Source organism: Methanocaldococcus lauensis (genome assembly GCF_902827225.1).
GTDB lineage: Archaea > AGJL01 > Methanococci > Methanococcales > Methanocaldococcaceae > Methanocaldococcus > Methanocaldococcus lauensis.
The window spans coordinates 1,489,829-1,506,009 of the sequence record NZ_LR792632.1 but is presented as its reverse complement, the minus strand read 5'-3'; the positions used below and the strand labels follow the sequence as shown (position 1 = coordinate 1,506,009).

Annotated in this window: 18 protein-coding genes and 1 pseudogene; 17 read left to right on the top strand and 2 right to left on the bottom strand. The window is 26.0% G+C overall.

Annotation, left to right across the window (positions count from 1 at the left end):
* Nucleotides 1–9: 9 nt before the first annotated feature.
* The 17 genes and pseudogenes from KMP69_RS07885 to KMP69_RS07805 all read left to right on the top strand — a co-directional run.
* A pseudogene (locus KMP69_RS07885) lies at nucleotides 10–206 on the top strand (ATP-binding protein); the annotation flags it as partial.
* 42 nt (nucleotides 207–248) lie between these two features.
* Nucleotides 249–425, top strand: coding sequence for a hypothetical protein (locus tag KMP69_RS07880; protein WP_250543601.1), 177 nt, complete (start codon nucleotides 249–251; stop codon nucleotides 423–425).
* A gap of 189 nt (nucleotides 426–614) precedes the next feature.
* Nucleotides 615–1,430 carry a serine/threonine-protein kinase RIO2 gene (locus tag KMP69_RS07875; RefSeq protein WP_250543600.1) on the top strand — a complete coding sequence of 272 codons (816 nt, stop codon included), beginning with the start codon at nucleotides 615–617 and terminating at the stop codon, nucleotides 1,428–1,430.
* 23 nt (nucleotides 1,431–1,453) lie between these two features.
* The gene (locus KMP69_RS07870) at nucleotides 1,454–1,735 is read left to right on the top strand and encodes a nucleotidyltransferase family protein (protein ID WP_214399911.1); all 282 of its coding nucleotides are present in this window, start codon (nucleotides 1,454–1,456) and stop codon (nucleotides 1,733–1,735) included.
* Nucleotides 1,732–2,076, top strand: a complete 345-nt coding sequence (locus KMP69_RS07865) for a HepT-like ribonuclease domain-containing protein (RefSeq protein WP_250543599.1) — start codon at nucleotides 1,732–1,734, stop codon at nucleotides 2,074–2,076. Before KMP69_RS07870 ends, KMP69_RS07865 begins: the two co-directional genes overlap by 4 nt.
* A gap of 79 nt (nucleotides 2,077–2,155) precedes the next feature.
* Nucleotides 2,156–3,097 (top strand): hypothetical protein, encoded by a 942-nt coding sequence (locus tag KMP69_RS07860; protein WP_214399910.1) that lies wholly within the window; start codon nucleotides 2,156–2,158, stop codon nucleotides 3,095–3,097.
* Complete coding sequence (locus tag KMP69_RS07855; protein ID WP_214399909.1) at nucleotides 3,094–3,585, top strand: hypothetical protein; 492 nt, start codon at nucleotides 3,094–3,096, stop codon at nucleotides 3,583–3,585. Before KMP69_RS07860 ends, KMP69_RS07855 begins: the two co-directional genes overlap by 4 nt.
* A 57-nt stretch (nucleotides 3,586–3,642) precedes the next feature.
* Nucleotides 3,643–4,821, top strand: a complete 1,179-nt coding sequence (locus KMP69_RS07850) for a glycosyltransferase family 4 protein (protein ID WP_214399908.1) — start codon at nucleotides 3,643–3,645, stop codon at nucleotides 4,819–4,821.
* 10 nt (nucleotides 4,822–4,831) lie between these two features.
* Nucleotides 4,832–6,355 (top strand): flippase, encoded by a 1,524-nt coding sequence (locus KMP69_RS07845; RefSeq protein ID WP_214399907.1) that lies wholly within the window; start codon nucleotides 4,832–4,834, stop codon nucleotides 6,353–6,355.
* A 4-nt stretch (nucleotides 6,356–6,359) separates the two neighbouring features.
* A complete protein-coding gene (gene pseC / locus KMP69_RS07840; protein WP_214399906.1) occupies nucleotides 6,360–7,520 on the top strand; it encodes a UDP-4-amino-4,6-dideoxy-N-acetyl-beta-L-altrosamine transaminase in 1,161 nt (386 codons plus the stop codon).
* A 10-nt stretch (nucleotides 7,521–7,530) separates the two neighbouring features.
* Entirely contained in the window at nucleotides 7,531–8,544 is a 1,014-nt protein-coding gene (locus tag KMP69_RS07835) for an N-acetylneuraminate synthase family protein (RefSeq protein WP_214399905.1), read from the top strand.
* A gap of 3 nt (nucleotides 8,545–8,547) precedes the next feature.
* On the top strand, nucleotides 8,548–9,186 hold the full coding sequence (locus KMP69_RS07830; protein ID WP_214399904.1) for an acyltransferase: 639 nt from the start codon (nucleotides 8,548–8,550) through the stop codon (nucleotides 9,184–9,186).
* A 2-nt stretch (nucleotides 9,187–9,188) separates the two neighbouring features.
* A complete protein-coding gene (locus KMP69_RS07825; RefSeq protein ID WP_214399903.1) occupies nucleotides 9,189–9,923 on the top strand; it encodes a cytidylyltransferase domain-containing protein in 735 nt (244 codons plus the stop codon).
* Complete coding sequence (pseG, locus tag KMP69_RS07820; RefSeq protein WP_214399902.1) at nucleotides 9,920–10,888, top strand: UDP-2,4-diacetamido-2,4,6-trideoxy-beta-L-altropyranose hydrolase; 969 nt, start codon at nucleotides 9,920–9,922, stop codon at nucleotides 10,886–10,888. Before KMP69_RS07825 ends, pseG begins: the two co-directional genes overlap by 4 nt.
* Nucleotides 10,889–11,563 (top strand): class I SAM-dependent methyltransferase, encoded by a 675-nt coding sequence (locus KMP69_RS07815; RefSeq protein WP_214399901.1) that lies wholly within the window; start codon nucleotides 10,889–10,891, stop codon nucleotides 11,561–11,563.
* Nucleotides 11,560–12,273: a WbqC family protein gene (locus tag KMP69_RS07810; RefSeq protein ID WP_214399900.1), complete on the top strand. Its 714-nt coding sequence runs from the start codon at nucleotides 11,560–11,562 to the stop codon at nucleotides 12,271–12,273. Before KMP69_RS07815 ends, KMP69_RS07810 begins: the two co-directional genes overlap by 4 nt.
* A gap of 67 nt (nucleotides 12,274–12,340) precedes the next feature.
* The gene (locus tag KMP69_RS07805) at nucleotides 12,341–13,348 is read left to right on the top strand and encodes a UDP-N-acetylglucosamine 4,6-dehydratase family protein (protein WP_394357597.1); all 1,008 of its coding nucleotides are present in this window, start codon (nucleotides 12,341–12,343) and stop codon (nucleotides 13,346–13,348) included.
* Here the strand turns inward: KMP69_RS07805 and KMP69_RS07800 are convergent.
* Both KMP69_RS07800 and KMP69_RS07795 read right to left on the bottom strand, forming a co-directional pair.
* The gene (locus KMP69_RS07800; protein WP_214399898.1) at nucleotides 13,339–14,958 is read right to left on the bottom strand and encodes a hypothetical protein; all 1,620 of its coding nucleotides are present in this window, start codon (nucleotides 14,956–14,958) and stop codon (nucleotides 13,339–13,341) included. The genes KMP69_RS07805 and KMP69_RS07800 overlap by 10 nt on opposite strands.
* Nucleotides 14,955–16,169, bottom strand: a complete 1,215-nt coding sequence (locus tag KMP69_RS07795; RefSeq protein WP_214399897.1) for a glycosyltransferase — start codon at nucleotides 16,167–16,169, stop codon at nucleotides 14,955–14,957. The genes KMP69_RS07800 and KMP69_RS07795 overlap by 4 nt, the downstream gene beginning before the upstream one ends.
* Nucleotides 16,170–16,181: the final 12 nt, after the last annotated feature.

The window sequence follows — 16,181 nt, the reverse complement described above, 5'->3', positions numbered from 1 at the left end:
GATGAAATTGTGAAATTCTTTAACAGAGAAAAGGAAATAAAAGAAATTCTATCCATTATAGAAATTTTATTTACGTAAATAGTCCTATAAATAGTGGGAAATCAGCAATGATTAGGAAGGTTATAGCAAATAGATTAGATAAATATAAGTATATACCATTTTTTATAGATTTTAGAGGGAAGAATGTAGTTAGTATAGATAACTTTGCGGTGCATTCTTAGCAACAATTTTATGGTAAGTTTAAGGATTTGATAGAAATTTTAAATGAAATGTTAAAAATAGAAATTTCAAAATTGAAATACTTTTTAGAAGAAGTTAAAGTGGATGACAAAGGATTATATAATGAAGCTGTTAAGGCAAAGTCTCTATTTAAGGAAAATTATACAATTATTAAAGAGAAATATCTTATTTTTAAATCCTATTAAAGGAACTTTAATACCTTAATCTTTCTTAGTATGGAATGCAATAAAAAGAGTTTTATTTTAATTATTATATTGTTATAAAATACTAAATTAACATGAAAGGAGGGGATAATCATAATTAAAAAACTAATTGAATGTTTAAAACAGGCACAAGATGAAGATTTTAAAATATTAAAAATTATAGAACTGTCAATGAGATATCATGAATGGGTGCCATTAGATGAGATAGTTAGAAAAGCAAAGATGCCAGAAAAGGATGTGTTGTATAGATTAAAAAGATTAAATAAATTTGGATTTGTTGTTAGAAGTGTTTATGGTTATGCTGTATCAATGGGAGGTTATGATGCCTTAGCTGTAAATGCATTTGTTAAAAAAGGTATCTTAAAGGCAATAGGCAACAAGTTGGGAGTTGGTAAGGAGGGAGATGTTTATAATGTATTGTTAGAAGATGGAAGAGAGGCTGTTTTAAAATTCCATAAGCATGGAAGAACATGCTTTACAAGAGGAAAAAGATATAGGGGATATTTAGCTGATAAACATCATATAAGCTGGCTCTATGTTTCAAGATTAACAGCTCAACAAGAATTTGAGATTTTAAATGAGCTTTTTCCAGTAGTTAAAGTTCCTGAACCAATAGAATGGAACAGACATGCTATAATTATGGGCAAAGTTGTTGGTGAAGAGCTGAAAAGATTAGATTTATCAGAATTTATGAGTATAGAGGAAATTAGAGATTTATTCTGGAAGATTATTGAAGAGGTTAAAAAAGCTTATAAAATTGGCTATATACATGGTGATTTGAGTGAATTCAACATCTTATTAGATGAGAGTAGAGATTTTGTTATTATAGATTGGCCTCAAGCAATTCCTACATATCATCCAGATGCTGAATTCTACTTAAAGAGAGATATTTGGAATGTAATAAGATACTTCAAAAAGTATAAGATTGATAAAGAGGATGAAAATATTAATGTAGATTATATTCACAAATACATAACTGGAAAATAAAGTATTAAAAAAGAGTGATTTCTATGAATGTTAATGAAATTAAGGCAAAAATTATTCCAATTTTATTAAAGCATGGAGTTAAAAGGGCATCAATATTCGGTAGTTATGCAAGGGGGGAGCAAAAGGACACATCAGATGTGGATATTTTAGTAGAATTTGGAAAAGGAAAAAGTTTATTAGATTTGGTTAGATTAAAATATGAACTTGAAGAGGTTTTAGGAAAAAAAGTTGATTTATTAACTTACAATTCAATTCATCCACTCTTAAAAGATAGAATTTTAAAGGAAGCGGTGGATATATTATGAATAAGGATGTAAAAGTTTATCTTAACCATATCTTAGAAAGTATTGAACTTATTGAAGAATATACAAAAGATAAATCTGAGGAAGAGTTTTTTACATCAAAATTTTTACAGGATGCTGTTATTAGAAGAATTGAGATCATTGGAGAGGCTGTTAAAAATTTACCTGCGGAATTTAAAGAGAAATATAGTCATATTCCATGGAAAGAAATTGCTGGGATGAGAGATATTTTAATTCATAAATATTTTGGAGTTGACTTAGGTTTAACTTGGGAGGTTGTTAAAAAAGATATTCCTAAATTAAAGGAAGAAGTTTTAAATATATTAGAAGAGTTAGGTAAATAATATTAATGAAGATATAACCAAAAACTGAAACTTCCTACTAACTCGCTTAGTATTTATAGGAATAATTAAAGTGAAATCCATGAGTTTTGATAAACTTTGTGAGGAAATTATGCAAAAACATGAAGATGCAAAGGATTTTACTTATATATTAAAATTAACTTATCTAAATGAATTTGACAAATTTAAAAATATTAATCTTAAAAAATTTAATATTATTGAGAAGGATGATTTGTTATTCTATGGAAAAAATTATCCATTATTTAAAACTTTGCTATTTTTTAATGAAATTCCTGTATTTAGGGAAGAGAAAGAAAGCATTTTATTTTTAAAGAGTATTGGGCGATCTCCAAGAGATACATTAAACTCTTTAAACTACAAAGAGAAGATAAAATTAGGAAATGAATTCATAAAAAAATGTATATGTATGGTTCCAAAAGAATATGTTAGTTATATACCTCATTTGATTTTTGGAAAAGAGTATTATTTTAAAGAAATGAATTTAAAAGAATATGTTTCTGCTTTAAATGGAATGTACAAAATTGGTAAGAAAAAGAAAGTAAAAAAATTGATAATTAATGAAGAATTACCTGATGAGAGAGACATTAAAAAGTATAAGAAGAAATTGGCAAAGAAAATTATCTTATTTAAGAAAAAATTAGATAGTTATGAAATAAATTACTTTAACTTAAAATTTAATAACAAAAACTTTAAATGTCAGTATATTTATATTAAACAGTCAATATGGGATAAAATCCTTGGTTTGTTTGGGGAAGGAATTGAACTAAAATATTATCCAACTTTGGTTAATATTGCCTATAATAATAAAAAGATAGATTTTCTAAAACCATTTTTTATATTTGTTAATAGGGGAGATATTTCAGTTTATGCAAAAGTTCCAAAGCTAATTTATTTAAAAGATAACTTAACATTAAATTATTTAAATTTAAAAGGAAAATATGTATATTTTGGAAATTGGGATAATGATAAGTTTTATCACTTTATAGAAAAGGGAAAATTATGAGAACTTTATTATTGATTTTATTGTCTTTATTATTATTAAATTGTATTTTTGGTTATTACTTTGGATATATAAAAGTAAATGAAGAGTCTCCTACCTATAAAAAAGGATTTTATATAAATAAGGTTGAAAATTATACTTACAAACTTCATTTTATTCATTATGGAAATATAAAAGAGAATATGCAAATAAATATTTATTTAAATGGAAAGTTAGTTTATTCTATTGATGACTCTATTGATGGCTCAGGAAGTTATAAGAAAAATGCTTCTATTGACTTAACTAATTATTTAAAAGATGGAGAAAATGTTTTAAAGGTTGAAGGTATAAATTTAAAAGGAAATGAAACTTATCATCCTTATTATGTTTTAGATAATGTTGAAATTAATGAACCAACAAAAAGTCCTATAAGTTTTGGAAGCATAGTTTTAACGTTAATTTTGATAGGTGTTATTATCTTTTATTACAGAAAAAAGAACAGTGAGTTATAAATGTCTATATTAAATGTTTATTAAATACTAAAAATGTCACAATATATGGCGTATATTATGAAAAAAATAAAGCTAATTATATTCCCGGGTTATTATGTACCACATATTGGAGGACTAGAGACACATGTTGATGAATTTGTAAAATACTTATCTAAAGATAACAATTATGATATTTATATATTTGCACCAAATATTCCAACATATAAAGAGTTTGAGATAAAACATAATAATGTTAAGGTTTATAGATACCCTGCGTTTGAGATTATCCCAAATTATCCAGTTCCTAATTTATTTAATATTAAATTTTGGAAAATGTTTCTGAACTTGTATAAGATAGATTTTGATATTGTGATGACAAGGACAAGATTTTTTTCTAATACTCTTTTAGGTTTTATATTTGCAAAATTACGTTTTAATAAAAAGATTTTAATACATGTTGAACATGGAAGTGCTTTTGTTAAAGTAGAAAATGAATTTACAAATAAATTAGCTTATACTTATGATAAAACTATTGGAAAAATTATATTTAAAAAATCAGATTATATAATTGCAATATCTAAGGCAGTTAAAGATTTTATATTAAAAAATTTTATTAAGGATAAGGAGGTTCCAATAATTTATAGAGGTTTAGAGATTGAAAAAATTGAGAGCATTGAGAAAGATAAAGAAATTAAAGAAAAATTTAAAAATAAAATAAAATTATGTTTTGTTGGAAGATTATATAAGTGGAAAGGAGTAGAAAATATTATAAAAGCATACAAAATGCTACCAGAAGATATAAAAAATAGTGTTGTTTTAATAATTGTTGGCTATGGAGAAGATTTAAAAAGATTAAAAAAATTAGCAGGAAATTATTTAAATAATGGAATTTACTTTACTGGAAAGGTAGATTTTGAAAAGGCAATATCCATAATAAAGGCATGTGATATTTATATACACTCTTCTTATAAAGGTGGGGGGTTGTCAAGCGCTTTGTTAGAGGCAATGTGTTGTGGAAAGGCAGTTGTCGCAAGTCCTTATGAGGGCGGAAGTGAGGTAATTATAGATGGATATAATGGTATTCTCTTAAAAGATAATAGTTCAGAGCAAATTAAAGATGGAATTATTAAATTAATTAAAAATAAAGAATTAATAGAAATTTACGGAAAAAATGCAAAAAAATTTATAAAAGATAATTTTAACTGGGAAAAATCAGTTGAAGAGTATAAAAAGATTTTTGAGAAATTTATAAGTTAAGGTGGGGCTTTTGGAATATAAAGAGAAGGTAATTAAAGGAGTAAGTTGGCATCTTTTATCCTACCTTATAGCCACTCCTTTAGCTTATCTTGTTAGAGTGTTGTATGCAAATGAACTTCCAAAATTAGATGTAGGATTGTTTTATGCAGTTTGGGATTTTTTTAACATGTTGGTGGTGTTTAGAGCATTCGGCTTAGATCAGGCTCTTGTTAGATACATTCCAAAATATTTAACAGAAAATAGATTAGATATGTTGAAATCATCAGTTGTTTTTGTTGGAATTTTGCAGACGATTTTGGCATTTATTGTAGCATTTTTAGTTATAACTCTTGCTCCATACATTGCTACATATTATATTAATAATAAGGGACAATTTACGGGAAATTTAGAATTGGTCATTAATGTTTTAGTTATTATGGCAATTGGTTATTATTTTTTACAGAGTATTGCGGATTTTTTCTCATATCTATTTTCTGGTTTTCAATATCAAAACTATGCAAGTTCTACAAGAGTTGTTAAAATATTGGTTGTATTTATATTCTCATTAATTTTCATATATTTATTTAATATACACAACGCATATGTGCCTTCATTATCTTACGCTTTAACACCAATTGTTATGATTTTAATTTATGGATTTATTGTGTATAAAAAGATATTTCCAAAATTTTTAAAAGAAAAAATAATATTCTCAATGAAATTGATTAAAGATATGTTTTCCTATGGAATGTATGTAATGATGAGCTCTGCAGGAGGGTTAATATTAGGTTATTTGGATGGAATGTGCTTAACATATTTTACAGGACTAACTGCAGTTGCCGATTATAGAAATGTTGCTATGCCAACTGTTAGTATATTAAGTTATTTTGCTTTCTCTATTGGAGCTGTTTTATTTCCAATGAGTTCTGAACTTTGGGAAAAGGGTTATAAGAAAGTGTTATGTTATGGAATTGAAAAAGTTTATCTATATTCCTTAGTTATAGTAACACCCTTATCAATATTGATGGCTTATTTTCCAACAGTTATTATTAACATTTTGTTTAATCAACAATATTTATCTGCATCCCCTGCTATACAAATTTTAAGTTTTGGTGCAATATTCTCAACATTTAACAGTATTGGCTTTTCTATTTTAAATGGCATTGGAAAACCAAACTTATCAACAAAAATTTTGTATATAGGTGCGACATTTAATTTAATCTTTAATGTATTATTGATACCAAAACTTGGGATTATTGGAGCTTCCATAACTACAGCCTTAGGATACTTTATAATGTGGATTTTTCAAATCTGGTGTTTAAATAAACTTTTAAAGTATCAGTTTTTGAATAAAAAATGGATTATAGTCATTTTAGTAGGAATGATTAGTTTGATTCCTATAGTATTTATTAAAGATTTAATACATAACACCATATTGCAACTAATTGTTTGCGGAATTGTTTATTTTGGAATATATATTTTAGGTATATTTAGGCTAAATATAATACAGATAAATGAGATTAAAGATATTATTGATAAGATAATAAGAAGGTGAGTATATGATAAGAAAAAATTTTCTACCTCCATTTAGTCCATATATTGGAGAAGAAGAAATAAAAGAGGTTATTGATACACTTAAATCTGATTGGATAGCTATGGGTCCAAAAACCTTAAAATTTGAAGAATTATTTAGAGAATATATTGGTAGTAAGTTTGCAATCTCTGTAAGTTCATGTACTGCTGGTTTGCATTTGTCATTGGTAGCATTAAATATAAAAGATGGAGATGAGGTTATAACAACCCCATACACATTCGCAGCAACGGGAAATGTTATAGTTCATCAAAGAGCAAAGCCTGTTTTTGTTGATATTGACAAAGAAACATATAATATTAATGTTGAAGAAATAGAAAAATCAATTACTGATAAAACAAAGGCGATAATTCCAGTTCATTATGCAGGACATCCATGTGAGATGGATGAGATATTAAAAATAGCAAAAGATTATGACTTATATGTTATTGAAGATGCCGCACATGCATTAGGGGCTGAATACAAAGGAAAAAAAATTGGAACATTAGGGGATACAACATCTTTCAGTTTTTATGCGACAAAAAATATAACTACTGGGGAAGGGGGGATGGTTACTACTGATAGAGAAGAAATCGCTGAAAAAATAAAAATACTGAGATTGCATGGAATCAGTAGAGATGCCTGGAAACGATATTCTTCTGAAGGTTCGTGGTACTATGAAATTATTGAATGTGGTTATAAGTATAACATGACCGATATTCAGGCAGCTATAGGGATACATCAATTAAAAAAAGTAGAAATCATGAGAAAAAGAAGAGAAGAAATCGCCAAAATCTATAATGATGAATTTGAGAATATTAGTGAATTAATAATACCAATAACAAAAAAACATGTAAAACATGCATGGCATTTATATCCATTATTATTAGATACTGACAAAATACGAATTAATAGAAACAAATTTATTGAAGAATTAAAAAAACAAAATATTGGAACAAGTGTTCATTTTATTCCATTACATTTACATCCATTTTATAAGAGAACTTTTGGTTATAAAAAAGGAGATTTCCCTAATGCAGAATGGGTTTATGAACGAGAGATTTCTTTACCAATATATCCAAAAATGACTGATGATGATGCTATTGATGTAGTTAATGCTGTTAAAAAGATAATTTCTGAATATAAATGAGGTTGAAATCATGATAAAGGTGAAAATTGGGAATATGTATGTTGGAGATGGTGAGCCAACATTTATCATTGCTGAGGGGGGTTTAAATCATAATGGAGACATAGATATAGCAAAAGAATTAATAAAAGAAGCGAAAAAATGTGGTGCTGATGCAATAAAATTTCAATCATACCATACAGAAGATTTTATAAGCAAAAAATCGGAGTATTATAAATTATTTAAAGATTTAGAATTATCAGAAGAAGAGTTTTACGAATTAAAAAAATATGCAGAAAAAATTGGAATCATGTTCATATCAACTCCATTGGACTTAAAATATGTTGATATATTAAATAATATGAATGTTCCTGCATTTAAAATTGCCTCTGGAGATTTAACATTTCATCCATTATTAGAAAAAGTAGCAAAAACAGGAAAGCCGGTTATCTTATCAACAGGGATGGCAAATATTGGAGAAATTTGGGAAGCAGTTGATGTTTTAAAAAATAATGGATGCAAAGAAATAATTTTATTGCATTGTATTTCTTCCTATCCAACCCCTTATGAAGAAGTTAATTTACATGCAATCAAAACATTAAAAAAGATATTTAATATCCCTGTAGGATATTCTGACCACACTTTGGGGATACTCACTCCTATAGTTTCTGTTGCATTAGGAGCAGGTGTTGTTGAGAAACACTTTACCTTAGATAAAAGTATGGAAGGTCCTGACCATGCATTGTCTGCAGACCCTGAAGAATTTAAGGAAATGGTTGAGAAAATAAGATTAATTGAGAAAATGTTGGGAACAGGAGATAAGATACCAATGCCTTCTGAGAAAGAGGTTATTGTTGAAGCGAGGAGAAGTATTGTAGCAAAAAGAGACATTAAAAAAGGATGTACTTTAACTATTGATAATATATCATTTAAAAGACCTGCAAGAGGTATAGAAACGAAATATTGGAAATTAATATTGAACAGAAAAATTAAAAATGATAAGAGGGAAGATGAAATAATTTATTGGGATGATTTATTAGGGGATTAAAATATGATGAGGTTAGTAAAATCTACATTAAAAGATCCAAAAAAACTTTTGAGAGTTTTAGAATTTGCTCCTTCTTTTATTTTTGGTAAAATATATTTATCTATTTTTGGAATAAATCCTTTGAAAGTTCATAATTTTGGTAGGATACATATTAGAAAATATGATAATTCAACAATAATAATTAAAAGTGGAATTCTCCTAAGAGATGTAGAGATTGCATCAAGAGGTAATGGTAAAATAATTATTGGAGAAAATTTTCACTGTGAGCCGTATGTTAGGTTAAATGTATTTGAAGAAGGTGTTTTAAAGATTGGAAATAACTGTGGAATCGGTTCATTTTCAATAATAAATGCTACTAAAAAAATAACAATCGGAGATAATGTATTAATTTCAAGTCATGTTCATATTATTGATGGAGACCATGGAATTAAAAGAGGGGAATTAATAAGAAACCAGAAAATGGTTTCTAAACCTATTAAAATTGGAGATGATGTTTGGATCGGAACTGGGGTTAAGATACTAAAGGGTGTAAATATTGGGGAAGGTGCAGTTATTGGAGCGGGAAGTATTGTTACAAAGGATATTCCTCCATACTCTATTGCCGTAGGAGTTCCTGCGAGAGTTATAAAAGAGAGGGAATAATTATGAAAGTACTTGGGATAATTCAAGCCAGAACTGGTTCAAAACGATTAAAAAATAAAGTATTGATGAAACTTGGAGATAAATGCATTTTAGAGATTCTTTTAGAAAGGTTAAAAAAATCCAAAAAATTGGATGATATTATTGTTGCAACAACAATTAAAAAAGAAGATAATGCAATTGAAGAACTTTGTAATAAATTAAGGATTAAAGTATTTAGAGGTTCTGAAAAGGATGTGTTAGATAGGTTTTATAAAGCATCAAAACTCCATAATGGAGAGGTTATTGTTAGAATAACTGGAGATAATCCACTAACATCTATTGAATTACTTGATAAGCAAGTAGACTATTTATTAAAAAATAAATGCGATTATGTATCTACAAAAAATATTATTTTAGGATTGGGTTGTGAGGTTTTCACTTTTGAAGCATTAGAAACTGCCTGGAAAAACGCAGAGAAAAAATATCAAAGGGAACATGTAACGCCATATATTTATGAAAATCCAAATTTGTTTAAGATTTTTTATTTAGACCCACCAGAGTTTCTTAAAAGGAATGATATAAGATTAACAATTGATACAATGGAAGATTTTAAACTTTACTTAGAATTACAAAAACATTTTCCAGATTTAATTAATGTAGATATTAATGAAATTATTGATTTTTTAGATAAAAATCCAAAAATAAAAAGTATAAATTTAAATGTAAAACAAAAATCCTATAAAGAGGTGGAGGAATGAAAATTGTTATTATTACAAATGGAGGAGTTGAAAGGGGTATGGGTCATGTTTATAGGAGTATTGCATTAGCAAATGAATTGAAAAAATTTAATGTTAAAGATATTGTATTTCTTACCAAAAGCGATATAGATATTGTTAAAAAAATAAAAGAGAATAATTTTAAAGTTATAAAATGTAATGATGATAGTAATATTTTAGATAACATTAAAAACATAAAACCAGAGGTTATTATTGTTGATGATTTAGGTATTGATGAGGACTTTGCAAAAAATCTAAAAAATTCATGTAAAAAATTGGTCTTTTTTGATAATTTAAATCATTTATCAAATAAATATGCAGATGTTGTTGTTAATGCAATAGTAGGAAGTGGATTAAAAAATAGAAAATATTTTGATGAGGAAAGTAAAACATTATATTTTTATGGACCAAAATACTTAATTTTAAGGGATGAGTTTTACAAAGTTAAAAAAGAGATGCTAAAAAAAGATAAAGAAAACAAACCTATAAAAAATATATTAATAGCTTTTGGAGGTAGTGATCCATCAAATTTAACTTGTAGAGTATTAGAAGAACTTTTATCTAAAGATAAAAATTACAATATCAACATAGTTCTTGGACCAAAATTTCAATATGAAAATAAATTAAATGAGTTGGTAAAAAAACATAATAAAAATAAGATAAAAATTTATAAAAACATAAACAATATGGCTAATCTTATGAAAGATATGGATTTGATTATAACATCACCAGGAATGACAATGTTTGAAGCATTATTTTTAGAAGTTCCAGTGGTAGTGTTGTATCAGAATGAACTACAAATAGAATACTATTATGAGTTTTTAAATAAGTATAAAAATAAATTTTTGCATATTAGTAATGTTGAAGAGTTTTATGTGGATTCTACAGATTTAGAAATTGGAAATGGTATGTATGAAATTATATCAGAAATTGTAGGTGATGATTAGATGGAAAATAAATTGCTAAAAATACATACTGATAAAATTAAAAAAGAATATGAAATTCATTTTGAAAAACATGACCCAAATTCACCAGAGGCTGTTCATTGGATAGGTAAAGAAAAGGTTTGGTTAAGATTCGATATTCTAACTGAGATTGACAACCTAAATGGAAAAAAAATTTTAGATTTTGGCTGTGGAAACGCTTTACTTTTTGATTATTTAAAAGAAAAAGGTATTAAATGTGAGTATTATGGGTGGGATATTTCTGAAAAAATGATAAAAGTTGCAAAAAAGAGACATCCAGATGGCAATTTTATGGTGGTAGATGTTTTAGAGGAAGATTTAAAAAAATACTATAACTACTTTGATTATATATTAATATCAGGCGTTTTTAATGGAATATTCTATAAGGGCAATGGTGAATATGATAAATATGACATTCACAAAAAATGGATTTGTAGTATATTAATAAAATTGTGGAAATTGTGTAAAAAAGGTATTGCTGTTAATTTTTTAACCCAATATGTTGATTGGGAAGAAGAAGATTTATATTATTGCAAGATCCCAGAGATCATAGATTTTTGTGTATCTAAGTTAAGTAGGTGGTTTGTAGTAAGGCATGATTATCAACTTTACGAATTTACTATGTATATTTACAAAGCACCAAAAGTGAGATTATGAAGGTAGTAATATTACAGCCCATGTATTTACCTTGGATGGGGTATTTTGGAATGATTGATGTTGCAGATGTTTTTGTATTTTATGATGATGTGCAGTTTTCAAATCAATCATGGCAACAAAGAAATAGAGTCAAAACAGCTAATGGGATTGTATGGCTAACTGTTCCTGTAATTAAAAAATTTGGACAGAGAATAAATGAAGTTAGAATAAACAACTCTACAAATTGGAGAAAAAAGCATTGGAAAACAATAAAATATTCATATAGTAAAGCACCATATTTTAAGGATTATAAAGATATTTTTGAAGAAATATATGCCAGAGAATGGAACTATTTATATGAATTAAATATTTATATTATAAAAACAATTACAGAAATTTTAGGACTAAAAACCAAGTTTATTTTGTCTTCTGAACTTAATGTTGAAGGTAAAAAAACAGATAGATTAATTAGAATACTTAAAAAAATAAATGCAACTGAATATATATCAGGACCTTCTGCAAAGGCATACATTGAACCAGAAAAATTTAAAAGAGAGAATATAGGTTTATATTGGTTTGAATTTAATCATCCTAAATATCCACAGATTCATGGGGATTTCGTTCCGTATTTGTCTGTTATTGATTTGTTATTTAATGTTGGAGAAGTTGAAGCCGTTAAATATATTAAAGAAGGTCAAAAAAATGCAATTAAAAAAGATGAGAGAGTATAACATAAAAATTCTAAAAATTATATATCAAAGAAATTAAGATAAAAATAATCCCAAATAGGTGAGAAATTTGGAAATTAAAAATGAAATCATAAAATTTTATAAAAATAAAACAATTCTCGTTACCGGTGGAACTGGCTCGATTGGTAAAGAAATAGTAAAAACCCTATTAAATTTTAACCCAAAAGCAATTCGAGTTTTAGATATAAATGAAACTGCATTATTTGAGTTAGAAAATGAATTAAATTCAGATAAAATTAGATGTTTTATTGGGGATGTTAGAGATAAAGATAGATTAAAAAGAGCCATTGATGGTGTTGATATCGTTTTCCATGCCGCAGCGTTAAAACATGTCCCTTTATGTGAGTATAATCCTTTTGAGGCTGTTAAAACTAATGTAATAGGTACTCAAAATTTAATTGATGTAGCGATGGATGAAGAAGTTGAAAAATTTATAACAATAAGTACAGATAAAGCAGTAAATCCTGTAAATGTAATGGGGGCAACTAAGTTATTGGCAGAACGACTAACAATTTCAGCAAATTTATATAAAGGGAATAAAAGAACAGCTTTTTCAGTTGTAAGGTTTGGAAATGTTTTAAATTCACGAGGTTCTATTTTACCATTGTTAAAGGAACAGATAAAAAAGGGAGGTCCAGTCACTTTAACACACCCAGAAATGACACGATTTATAATGTCTATAAATGATGCTGTTAAATTAGTTTTAAAGGCATGTTATTTAGCAAAAGGTGGAGAAATATTCATTTTAAAAATGCCTTCAGTAAGGATTAAGGATTTAATTGAGGTCGTTATCGAAGAGTTATCTCCAAAATATGGTTATAAAGCGGAAGATATTAAGATAAAGATTATTGGTAGAAGACCTGGAGAGAAACTACATGAAGAGCTAATTGTGGATGAAGAGGGTGATAAATTAATAGAATTAGAGGATATGTTTGTAGTTTATCCATATATTGTCAATAATGTTTATAATAAAAAAAGTTCTTATACATCAAAAGAGGGTAAATTTTTAGACAAAGAAGAGATTAAAAAGATATTGAAAGAAATTAATTATTTATAATTCATTAAAATTTCATTTAATATTTCTTTGATGTTTTTCCTGAAGTATTTTTTAAATACGTCATTATCTATCATAAACATATCTTTTGCACATTCATCTAAAAAATAGGCATTGCTACCTGCATTTAAAAGTTCGTATATCATGGTAGAACTCATGCCTATTGTATATTCTGGTATAAAATCTAAATTATCAATTATTTTAATCTCTTTAATATTTTTTAGTTTATTTATATTTTTTATCGACCTCTTGGAGTTATATTCTCCTGGATGTGGCTTAAAATAAAAAGAATAACCATTTTTAATTAGTGTGTTTATTAACTTTTTGTCCATAAATGTACTAATGATATCTTCATAAAACTTGGGATATCCTTGGGACACAAATAATATTGTTTTTTCCTTTTTAGGAAATTCTTTCCAGTATAAAAATCTTGGATCTGGAAAAACCAATACTCTATTGTTTGGAAAGTTATATTTGTTAATTAAAAGTTTTTTTACATTATCATTCCAAACTAATTTATAATTAGGAATACAATTAAATTTTTTAGAAACTGGTATGAAAATATAGTTATGATTGATTATCTCATGACTAAAAGCTATAGTTTTTATATTCTTTGCCCATAACGCATAGATATTATATAGATAAAAAATAAAGTTTTTTTCAGAATCTCCGAAAATGTATTTGATATTATTTTTTAAAATATAATCTTTTATAGATAAGTAGAACCATAAAATAAAAGGAAGTTTATGTTTTAAGAAGATATTAAACATTTCATGGATAAACTTCTTATGTTCATCATTATTGTCATCATTTAATTTTACTTTTTTGTAAATTTTAGATGAATTTAATAATATTTTAAAACCTAATTCTAAATTTAAAATATCTTCAATAAATAGATAATTTGAAGGTTTTTTATGGTAGTCCTTAATATATTTCAGTAAATTTGTGTAGTTATACTTGGTAAATAAAATTGAATAATTTGTGAGATTCATATTAATGTTTAATTCTTCTAATAATTTCTTAAAATCTTCACTTTCAAATAAATGGTCTCCAAAAAATCTATTATTTCCATAGTATCTATCATAATCAGTTATAAATAATATATTAGATTTGTAATAGCTTTTTCTATTCATTATCATTTTCCTAATTAAAAAATATAACATAATTAAATTCCCTTGAAAGTTTTCCATAATATAGTCTGCAATTATATTTTTATTTTTTATTTTTATGTTATTAGTAAAATTCTCTAAATATCTTTTAAAATAATCCGTATTTATATATTTTTGATTTATAATGAAAGATACATCATTTTCTGAATTTAATATACTATCAATTATCTCTTTAAAATTATACCAATTACAAAATGGAATTTGGTTTGTATGATACAGGTTATCCCAATTAATTAGATAGTATAAAAAGATATTATATAGCAAATGTTCAAATTCATCCTTCTTAATGAATTTATTATCTTTGTATGATTTGGATACCAAATCCTTTATATAATCGAGATAATACTCCAATTTTTTTAATGGTTGGTATATATTATAAAATAATTTTATAATTTCTTTTTTATCAATTTTTATAAAATTAAGATTATCTATTTCTACGATCATAATATCTCCTTAAATAATTTTTCCCACTCATTAATAATATTATCAACATTAAAATCCAAAGCTCTTTCTAAGCCGTTAGAATATCTTTTTCTTAACTCTTCATTTTCAATTATATTAATCATCAAATCAGCCAACATATTTTCTTCATCGATTAAAGGTTTTTCATTTAAAGATTTAAAAATCATTTCTCTTGGAAATGGTTTAGTTAATATTCCATACTTACCATAATAAGGGTAGTTAATATCCTCATCTATATCTATTTCTGGACATAGGATTTCTCTCGGACCGGTTTTACAGTCAGTAGAGATTACTGGAATATTTAGAGATAGAGATTCCACTAATACATTAGGAAAACCTTCCCACAAAGAAGGAAAAACAAAGCAATGAGAATGTTTTAAGAATTTAAAAGGATTACTTTGTAATCCTAAGAGATAAACATTATTTTGTAAATTGAGTTTATTTATCAACTCTTCTAATTTGCCCCTTAATTCTCCTTCTCCTAAGATAATTAGTTTAGTATTTGGATAGTTATCAACGACTTTTTTAAATGCCCTTATCAAAAACCACTGCCCTTTTGCCTCAGTTAATCTTCCAATGTTTATAAATACAAATGAATCTTCAAATAATTCTTTATATACATCTTCAAATGGCTCTTTTGATAGTTTTAAATATAAATTAATATCGTGAGGATTATATATTGTTTTTATGTTTCCTTTTGGTATTTTATAACATTTTATTAAAATATTTTCTATCTCTTTTGATACTACTATAACCTTATCCGCTCTTGGATAGAGAAGTTTAATTAAAAGGTTATGATATTTTCCATATAATGTATTATTTGGATACATTAAAAGTGGATTGGTACGCACTGATATTATTGTTTTTGTTTTTACCAATTTTCCAGCCATTATATTTAAGAAATTAGATATTTCTAAAAAAGATATTAACAAATCAGGTTTATTTTTTAAAGTTTTAAATAAGTATATAAAAAATGATATAGTTATAGCTATAAAAAATAATATATTACCATTATTTTCAGATATTATGGTTAAACTTTCATATTTTATGTTTTTATTTAATTTATAATATTTATCTTTAAGGATAGTATAGAAATATATAGAATGTTCTTTTGATAAATTGTTAAATAAATTAACCGCCACTCTTTCTGCACCACCAGATGTTAGAGAGTTTATTAAGAATTGAATTTTCATAGTTTCACATTA